At 68.2% G+C, this 8,065-nt stretch carries 9 protein-coding genes; 3 read left to right on the top strand and 6 right to left on the bottom strand.

Features of this window, described 5'->3' with window-relative positions; all coding sequences use genetic code 11:
- Nucleotides 1–752, top strand: a 752-nt coding sequence (locus DBR36_RS15105; RefSeq protein WP_108320569.1) for a PfkB family carbohydrate kinase, incomplete at its 5' end; no start/stop codon positions are given.
- A complete protein-coding gene (locus DBR36_RS15110) occupies nucleotides 749–1,675 on the top strand; it encodes a nucleoside hydrolase (RefSeq protein WP_181373629.1) in 927 nt (308 codons plus the stop codon). The genes DBR36_RS15105 and DBR36_RS15110, both read left to right, overlap by 4 nt.
- A 2-nt stretch (nucleotides 1,676–1,677) precedes the next feature.
- On the opposite strand, the gene DBR36_RS15115 is transcribed toward DBR36_RS15110, so the two are convergent.
- From DBR36_RS15115 to nrdH, 6 genes are all read right to left on the bottom strand, one after another.
- On the bottom strand, nucleotides 1,678–2,826 hold the full coding sequence (locus DBR36_RS15115) for an SGNH/GDSL hydrolase family protein (RefSeq protein WP_108320564.1): 1,149 nt from the start codon (nucleotides 2,824–2,826) through the stop codon (nucleotides 1,678–1,680).
- Nucleotides 2,823–3,401 (bottom strand): TetR/AcrR family transcriptional regulator, encoded by a 579-nt coding sequence (locus DBR36_RS15120; RefSeq protein ID WP_108320565.1) that lies wholly within the window; start codon nucleotides 3,399–3,401, stop codon nucleotides 2,823–2,825. The genes DBR36_RS15115 and DBR36_RS15120 overlap by 4 nt, the downstream gene beginning before the upstream one ends.
- A gap of 109 nt (nucleotides 3,402–3,510) precedes the next feature.
- Nucleotides 3,511–4,485: a class 1b ribonucleoside-diphosphate reductase subunit beta gene (gene nrdF / locus DBR36_RS15125; RefSeq protein WP_108320566.1), complete on the bottom strand. Its 975-nt coding sequence runs from the start codon at nucleotides 4,483–4,485 to the stop codon at nucleotides 3,511–3,513.
- 38 nt (nucleotides 4,486–4,523) lie between these two features.
- Complete coding sequence (gene nrdE / locus DBR36_RS15130) at nucleotides 4,524–6,680, bottom strand: class 1b ribonucleoside-diphosphate reductase subunit alpha (RefSeq protein ID WP_108320567.1); 2,157 nt, start codon at nucleotides 6,678–6,680, stop codon at nucleotides 4,524–4,526.
- Nucleotides 6,662–7,102, bottom strand: coding sequence for a class Ib ribonucleoside-diphosphate reductase assembly flavoprotein NrdI (gene nrdI, locus DBR36_RS15135; RefSeq protein ID WP_108320568.1), 441 nt, complete (start codon nucleotides 7,100–7,102; stop codon nucleotides 6,662–6,664). Before nrdI ends, nrdE begins: the two co-directional genes overlap by 19 nt.
- A gap of 28 nt (nucleotides 7,103–7,130) precedes the next feature.
- A complete protein-coding gene (gene nrdH / locus DBR36_RS15140) occupies nucleotides 7,131–7,364 on the bottom strand; it encodes a glutaredoxin-like protein NrdH (RefSeq protein WP_055838040.1) in 234 nt (77 codons plus the stop codon).
- A 387-nt stretch (nucleotides 7,365–7,751) separates the two neighbouring features.
- Here nrdH and DBR36_RS15145 point away from each other — a divergent pair.
- On the top strand, nucleotides 7,752–8,065 hold a 314-nt coding region (locus tag DBR36_RS15145; RefSeq protein WP_146185394.1), incomplete at its 3' end, for an MFS transporter.

Below are 8,065 nucleotides of genomic sequence, written 5' to 3' on the forward strand. Positions count from 1 at the left end.
CCGTCGCCGACGGGGTCCTTCACCGCGGCCCGGGCGGCAAGGGCGCGAACCAGGCCGTCGCCGCCGCCCGCCTCGGCGCCGAGGTGCGGCTGATCGGGGGCGTCGGCGACGACGTCGACGGTCGCGGTGTGCGCGAACGGCTCGCCGACATCGGCGTCGACGCCTCGGGCGTGCAGACCACCGACGCGGCCACCGGGACGGCGCTCATCGTGGTCGACGCGAGCGGAGAGAACTCGATCGTCGTGTGCCCGGGGGCCAACGCCGCGATCGACGCCGACGCCCTCGGCATCGCCCCCGGCGCCGCGGTGCTCGCGCAGCTGGAGGTGTCGGATGCCGTGATCTCGGCCGCGGCGCGGACCGCGGGCTTCTTCGCGCTCAACGCCGCTCCCGCGCGTCCCCTCCCCGGAGACGTGCTCGAGGCGTGCGATCTGGTCATCGTCAACGAGCCCGAGTACGCGCAGTTGCCCTCGGTGCACGACGCCCCGTTGCTGTGCGTCACGCTGGGCGCCGCGGGGGCGCGACTGTACCGCCACGGCGAGCTGGTGGCATCCGCCCCCGGTCGAAAGGCGACGGTACGCAACACCGTCGGCGCGGGCGACGCGTTCTGCGCCGCGCTGGTCGTCGGGCTGCTGCGCGGCGACACCGAGACCGACGCCCTGGAACGCGCCTGCGCGGTCGGGGCGGCCGCGGTCGCCGACGACGCCTCGCAGCCCGCCCTCGAGCGCCTCGACGCCTACGCGGTGACCGCGTGAGCCGCCGGCCCATCCTCGTCGACTGCGACACCGGCATCGACGACGCCCTCGCCCTGGCCTACCTGCTGGCCGAGCCGGCGGTCGAGATCGTCGGGGTCACGACGGTGTCGGGGAACACGGATGCCGCCCGCGCCGCCGCCAACACCCTGTCACTGTTCGAGCTCGCCGGCGTCGATGACATCCCGGTCGCCGTGGGTGCGCACGACTTCCGCGGCCGAGCGTACGCGGGCGGCGCCCCGCACGTGCACGGAGACGACGGCATCGGCGGGATCGCCCTGACGACCGCCGCGCGGGTGCACGATGCGCGCCCCGCCGTCGAGCTCATCGACCACCTGGCCGCACGGCATCCCGATCTCACCGTGCTCGCCCTCGGTCCGCTCACCAACCTCGCCGCCTACGCCGAGACGCCCGGCGTCGCCGCCTTCGAGCGCCTCGTGGTGATGGGCGGTGCGTTCGCGCACTCGGGCAACGTCACGGCGTGGGCCGAGGCGAACGTCCACAACGATCCCGAGGCGGCGGCCGTCGTCTTCGCCCAGGAATGGGACACCACCCTGGTGCCCCTCGACGTCACGATGTCGCAGACGATGGATGCCACCGACCTGGTGCGTCTCGATGCGATCGCCGGGGCGCTCCCCCGCGCTCTCGCGGCGATGCTGCCGTTCTACCTGGACTTCTACGCCGGGCGCGTCTTCGCCGACCGCCGCTGCGCCCTGCATGACCCCCTCGCGGCGATGGTCGCGGCGGGCGTGCTGCGCGGGGTCAGCGTCTCGTCGGGGCAGGTGGAAGTGCGCCTGGAGCGCGGGGAGCGCGGCCGGACCGTGTCGTCGCGGGGGTCGTCGACCCAGCGGTGGGTGCGCGGCATGGAGGGGTCGGCGGTCGAGGTGCTGCTCGAACGACTGGAGTCGCGGGAGTGGCCGGGCTGACCCTAGACCCTGAGCGCACCGCGCGGCCCGAACGCCGCTGCCGCGAAGCGCTCGCCGATCAGTCGGTGCGTCGCCGTGTCGGGGTGCAGGCCGTCGGGCAGCGGATGGGACGCGGCGTCGTCGACGCCGTACAGCTGAAGCCCGTCGAGGTAGTGCAGCGCGGGGTCGCCCGACCGCGCGGCCACGACTTCGGCGAGCAGATCCCGCACCACCTCGAGCGTCAGCGCCCCGCGGGCGACGTCGGCGGGTGAACCGGTCGCGACGAAACGCACGTCCCCCGTCCGCAGCGCCTCGGGGTCGAACGCACCCGGTCCGGGCGTCTTCTCGTGGATACCGCTGAAGATCGGCGACACCACCAGCAGAGGCGTGTCCGGGTGCCCCTCGCGGATCGTGTCGAGGAACCCGTGCACGGCGGAGACGAACGCGCGCGCTCGCATCAGGTCGGCGTTCACGACGTTGATCCCGAGCTTCACGCTGATGGCGTCGGCATCCCGGTCCCGGATCACCCGTGCCACGAAGGGGTCGACCAGCGCGCTCCCGCCGAAGCCGAGGTTGTGCAGCTGTACACCGGCGGCGCGCGCCGCGACGACGGGCCAGATCTCGGTGGGCGCGGCAGCGTTCGAGCCGTGGCTGATCGAACTGCCGTGGTGCACCCAGACGGGTCGCGGGTCGGGGATGGCCGTGACGGGCGCGTCGGAGTGCAGCGACACCAGATCGATCTGCTCGTTGTGCGGCAGCCAGATCTCGACGGTCTTCTCGGCGGGCCGGAGGGCGGCCACCGTCACGACGTCGTCCTCACCGGGCCGAGGGGCCGCGCCGCCCGTGGCGAGATCGAGCTCGAGGGCGTCGCCGGCCTCGAGCGGGCATCGCTGCACGAGCACGTCGTCGACGCGCACATCGACCTGGCCGCGGGGGCGGTCGAGACCGCGATACGACACCCGCGTGGCGTGCAGGCGGAGCGCCACGGTGGTCGCCGCCGTCCGGAACCGCAGATGGATGCCGGATGGCTGCCGCTCCACCATCGCGAACTGCGCGTCGGCTTCGCGCTCGCGGTACGGCAGGGGCAGTCGGTGCAGTCTCACGCCCCGGTCGGTGGGGACGAGCTCCGCTCCGCCACGAAGGAGATCGAGGGTGAAGGGCGTCTCGATCATCTCTCGACCTCTCCGTCCCAGCGCGTCAGCATGTCGTCGAGCCGATCGATGAGGAGCGACCACGAGGTGTCGGCAGGCGGGGCGCTGTGCGCGAAGCCACCCACGTGCTCGAGGTGCAGGAAGCCGTTGAGGAACGACCCGACCAGCCGGGTCGCGTGGACACGGTCGCTCTCGGCGATGCCGTAGCCGCGCAGCACCGCGGCGAGCGCGCGGCTCGAGCGGGCGGCCTCGTCACTGCGGACGACTCGATCCCCGGCGCGGCGCTGCAGGCTCTGCCAGCGCCCCGGGTGCGAGCGGGCGTAGTCGCGGTGCGCGTCGCAGAGAGCGCGCAGGGCGTCTCGGCCCGCGCGGCCGGCGACGGCGTCGCCCGCCTGGTCGGCGAGCTCGCCGAGGGCGAGGATCGTCACACCGTCGCGGAGCGCCGCCAGGTCGCGGACGTGACCGTACAGGCTGGGCGTGCGGACGTCGAGCTCGCGCGCAACGGCCGAGAGGGTGACCTCGTCGAGGCCGTGGGTGTCGGCGAGGTCGGCGGCCGTGCGGACGACCGTTCGGGGGGTGAGCGGGGGGCGTTGCATGCCACCAGCCTACAGGTATTAGGTAGACGCCTTAGGTCATAAGTCAGCGCGACGACGAACGACGACGGCCCCGCGCGATCGCTCGCACGGGGCCGTCGTCGGAACGGGGTCAGAAGTCCCAGTCGTCGTCCTCGGTCGCCTCGGCCTTGCCGATGACGTACGACGAGCCCGACCCGCTGAAGAAGTCGTGGTTCTCGTCGGCATTCGGCGACAGGGCCGACAGGATCGCCGGGTTCACGTTCGTGACCGACGCGGGGAACATCGCCTCGTAGCCGAGGTTCATCAGCGCCTTGTTGGCGTTGTAGTGCAGGAACTTCTTGACGTCCTCGCTCAGGCCCACCGAGTCGTAGAGGCTCTGGGTGTACCCCACCTCGTTGTCGTAGAGCTCGTACATCAGCGAGAACGTGTAGTCCTTGATGTCCTGACGACGCGCCTCGTCGACGGTCTCGAGACCGCGCTGGAACTTGTAGCCGATGTAGTACCCGTGCACGGCCTCGTCGCGGATGATGAGGCGCACGAGGTCGGCGGTGTTGGTGAGCTTGGCACGGCTCGACCAGTGCATCGGCAGGTAGAAGCCCGAGTAGAACAGGAACGACTCCAGCAGGGTCGAGGCGACCTTGCGCTTGAGCGGGTCGTCGCCACGGTAGTAGTCCATGACGATGCGCGCCTTCTTCTGAAGGAACTCGTTCTCGGTCGACCAGCGGAACGCCTCGTCGATCTCTTTGGTCGAGCACAGCGTCGAGAAGATCGACGAGTAGCTCTTGGCGTGCACCGACTCCATGAACGCGATGTTCGTGTAGACGGCCTCTTCGTGCGGCGTGATCGCGTCGGGGATGAGCGAGACGGCGCCGACCGTGCCCTGAATCGTGTCGAGGAGCGTGAGCCCGGTGAACACGCGCATCGTGAGGGTCTGCTCTTCGGGGGTGAGCGTGTTCCACGACTGGATGTCGTTGGACAGCGGCACCTTCTCGGGCAGCCAGAAGTTGTTCACCAGACGGTTCCAGACCTCGAGGTCCTTGTCGTCCTGGATGCGGTTCCAGTTGATGGCCTGCACGTGGTTCAGCAACTGCAGCTTCTCAGCCATGTCGTTCCTGTGTCCTTGATCGATGGGTGGTCAGCGGGTCAGAGCATGCACGAGACGCACTCGGTCATGTCGGTGCCCTCGAGCGCCAGCTGACGCAGACGGATGTAGTAGATGGTCTTGATGCCCTTGCGCCAGGCGTAGATCTGGGCCTTGTTGATGTCGCGCGTGGTGACGGTGTCCTTGAAGAACAGCGTCAGCGACAGACCCTGGTCCACGTGCTGCGTGGCGGCGGCGTACGTGTCGATGACCTTCTCGTAGCCGATCTCGTACGCGTCCTGGTAGTACTCGAGATTCTCGTTCGTCATGAACGGGGCCGGGTAGTAGACGCGACCGAGCTTGCCCTCTTTGCGGATCTCGATCTTCGACGCGATCGGGTGGATCGAGCTCGTCGAGTTGTTGATGTACGAGATCGAACCGGTCGGGGGCACCGCCTGCAGGTTCTGGTTGTAGATGCCGTGCGCCTGGATCGAGGCCTTGAGTTCGCGCCAGTCGTCCTGCGTGGGGATCTGGATACCGGCGAACAGCTCCTTCGTCTTGGCGGTCTGCGGCTCCCACACCTGGTCGGTGTACTTGTCGAAGAACGCGCCCGAGGCGTAGGTCGAGTTCTCGAAGCCGTCGAACGCCGTGCCGCGCTCGATCGCCAGGCGGTTCGAGGCCCGCAGCGCGTGGAACAGCACGGTGTAGAAGTAGATGTTCGTGAAGTCGATGCCCTCGTCGGAGCCGTAGTAGACGTGCTCGCGGGCGAGGTAGCCGTGCAGGTTCATCTGGCCCAGGCCGATGGCGTGCGAGCGGTCGTTGCCGTCCTCGATCGAGCGGACCGAGGCGATGTGGCTCTGGTCGCTGACCGCGGTCAGGGCGCGGATCGCGGTCTCGACCGTCAGGCCGAGGTCGCGACCGTCCATCGCGAGGGCGATGTTCATCGAGCCGAGGTTGCAGGAGATGTCCTTGCCGATGGCGTCGTACGAGAGGTCCTCGTTGTACGTGGTCGGCGTGTTGACCTGCAGGATCTCGGAGCACAGGTTGGACATGTTGATCCGGCCGGCGATCGGGTTGGCCTTGTTCACCGTGTCCTCGAACATGATGTACGGGTAGCCCGACTCGAACTGGATCTCGGCGAGGGTCTGGAAGAACTCGCGCGCGTTGATCTTGGTCTTCTTGATGCGCGGGTCGTCGACCATCTCGCGGTACTTCTCGGTCACCGAGATGTCGCCGAAGGGCTTCTTGTACACCTTCTCGACGTCATACGGCGAGAAGAGGTACATGTCCTCGCCGTTCTTGGCGAGCTCGAAGGTGATGTCGGGGATGACGACACCCAGCGAGAGCGTCTTGATGCGGATCTTCTCGTCGGCGTTCTCGCGCTTGGTGTCGAGGAAGCGCAGGATGTCGGGGTGGTGGGCGTTGAGGTACACCGCACCCGCACCCTGGCGCGCGCCGAGCTGGTTGGCGTAGCTGAAGCTGTCTTCGAGGAGCTTCATGACGGGGATGATGCCCGACGACTGGTTCTCGATCTGCTTGATGGGCGCACCCGACTCGCGGATGTTCGACAGCAGCAGCGCCACGCCGCCGCCGCGCTTGGACAGCTGCAGGGCGGAGTTGATGCCGCGGGCGATCGACTCCATGTTGTCTTCGATGCGCAGCAGGAAGCACGACACGAGCTCGCCGCGCTGCGCCTTGCCGGCGTTGAGGAACGTGGGGGTGGCGGGCTGGAACCGGCCCGAGATGATCTCGTCGACGAGCTGGACCGCCAGACGCGGGTCGCCGTCGGCCAGGGCGAGGGCGGTCATGACGACGCGGTCCTCGAAGCGCTCGAGGTAACGCTTTCCGTCGAAGGTCTTGAGCGTATAGCTCGTGTAGTACTTGAACGCCCCGAGGAACGTCTCGAAGCGGAACTTGGCGCCGTACGCGCGGTCGTTCAGCTCCTGGATGAACTCCATCGAGTACTTCGCGAGCACGGTCGGCTCGTAGTACTCCTTCTCGACGAGGTAGTCGAGGCGCTCCTTGAGCGAGTGGAAGAACACCGTGTTCTGGTTGACATGCTGCAGGAAGTACTCGCGCGCGGCGCGCTTGTCGGCGTCGAACTGGATCTTGCCGTCGGCGTCGTACAGGTTCAGCATCGCGTTCAGGGCGTGGTAATCCAGGCCCTCGAAGCGCGCCTCCGTCTTGAAGTCCACGTCGGTCAGCTCAACTTCCACCATCGTTCCAATCCCTCGGTGACCCGCTCGACGTCGTCGGGCGTACCGAAGACTTCGAGTCGATATAGATGCGGCACCGCGCACTTGCGCGCGACGATGTCGCCGGCGAGGCAGAAGGCATCGCCGAAGTTCGTGTTGCCCGCGGAGATGACCCCGCGGATGTTTCGTCGGTTCCGCTCCTCGTTCAGGAAGCGGATGACCTGCTTGGGGACCGCGCCCTTCTCGACGCCCCGGCCGGCACCCCCGCCGTAGGTGGGGGTGACCAGCACGAAGGGTTCGTCGACGTGGAGGGGCGGATCGGTCGGCCGCAGCGGAATGCGCACGGCCCGTTTGCCGAGCTTCTCGATGAAACGCGCGGTGTTACCGGACACGCTCGAGAAGTAGACCAGCAGCGGAGCCTCGGTAGCCGACACGACAGTGCTCATGACGGAGGTCGGTGAGCCCGTCGCCGGATCAGGCGAGGCGCGACGCGAGCTCGTCGATCTTGTCGGGGCGGAAGCCCGACCAGTGGTCCTCGTCGGTGATGACGACAGGAGCCTGCAGGTACCCGAGCGACTTGACCTGCTCGAGGGCCGACGGGTCTTCGGACAGGTCGAGCACGTTGTACTCGATGCCCTTCGAGTCGAGTGCGCGGTAGGTCGCGGTGCACTGGACGCAGGACGGCTTGGTGTAGACCGTGATCGCCATGTCGTTCTCTCTTTCCCCTGAAAAATCTTCGTCCGGGCGGGCAGGGCTCGCCGGGACCTCAATACTACATATGGGTGCCGACATCGGGGGGCACCACAAGGGGTAGTAGTTACATCCGTGTGATTTTCCACCGTCTCTCCCCATGTACAACACAGGTTGTCCACGATTTCATCCACAGATCCACCCCCTTCACGAGCGGTGTTAACAGCCGCGATTCCGCGGTTCTGACGCGTCGCGCCCCCGTCTGTCCACAGATCGGACGCTAGACGGGGGTTCCGACATCGCACAGGCGGTGGAAACGGCGTTCCGGCGTGTCGCGGCGTGTCGCCGCCCGGGCCTCCCCTCCCCTCCTCGGCGGATGTCGGAGGACGGCTGTAGCGTTGTCCGGTGGCCGCCTACCGCGAACTCCTCCGAACCCCCGGCGTGGGGCGCATCATCGCCGCGCAGTTGACGGCGCGCTTCCCCAACGGCATGACGAGCCTGGCCATCCTGCTCCACATCGAGCACGTCACCGGCTCCTACGGCGCGGCGGGCCTCGTGCTCGCGGCGACGAGCATCGGCCAGGCCGTCGCGGGTCCCGTGACGAGCCGCTGGATGGGTCGGTGGGGCATGCGCCGGGTGCTCACGGTCACCCTGCTCGTGTGCGCCGCCGCGATCGCCGCCCTCGCGCTGATCGAGCTGCCCCTGCCCCTCTACATGGC

The sequence above is a fragment of the Microbacterium sp. HMWF026 genome, from assembly GCF_003061325.1.
In the GTDB taxonomy this organism is placed as follows: Bacteria; Actinomycetota; Actinomycetes; order Actinomycetales; family Microbacteriaceae; genus Microbacterium; species Microbacterium testaceum_E.

What these genes read in the sequence shown, in the direction of transcription:
- DBR36_RS15115 (WP_108320564.1), bottom strand. Translation starts at nt 2,826, where the DNA reads ATGATCGAGACGCCCTTCACCCTCGATCTCCTTCGTGGCGGAGCGGAG.
- DBR36_RS15120 (WP_108320565.1), bottom strand. Translation starts at nt 3,401, where the DNA reads ATGCAACGCCCCCCGCTCACCCCCCGAACGGTCGTCCGCACGGCCGCC.
- nrdF (WP_108320566.1), bottom strand. Translation starts at nt 4,485, where the DNA reads ATGGCTGAGAAGCTGCAGTTGCTGAACCACGTGCAGGCCATCAACTGG.
- nrdE (WP_108320567.1), bottom strand. Translation starts at nt 6,680, where the DNA reads ATGGTGGAAGTTGAGCTGACCGACGTGGACTTCAAGACGGAGGCGCGC.
- nrdI (WP_108320568.1), bottom strand. Translation starts at nt 7,102, where the DNA reads ATGAGCACTGTCGTGTCGGCTACCGAGGCTCCGCTGCTGGTCTACTTC.
- nrdH (WP_055838040.1), bottom strand. Translation starts at nt 7,364, where the DNA reads ATGGCGATCACGGTCTACACCAAGCCGTCCTGCGTCCAGTGCACCGCG.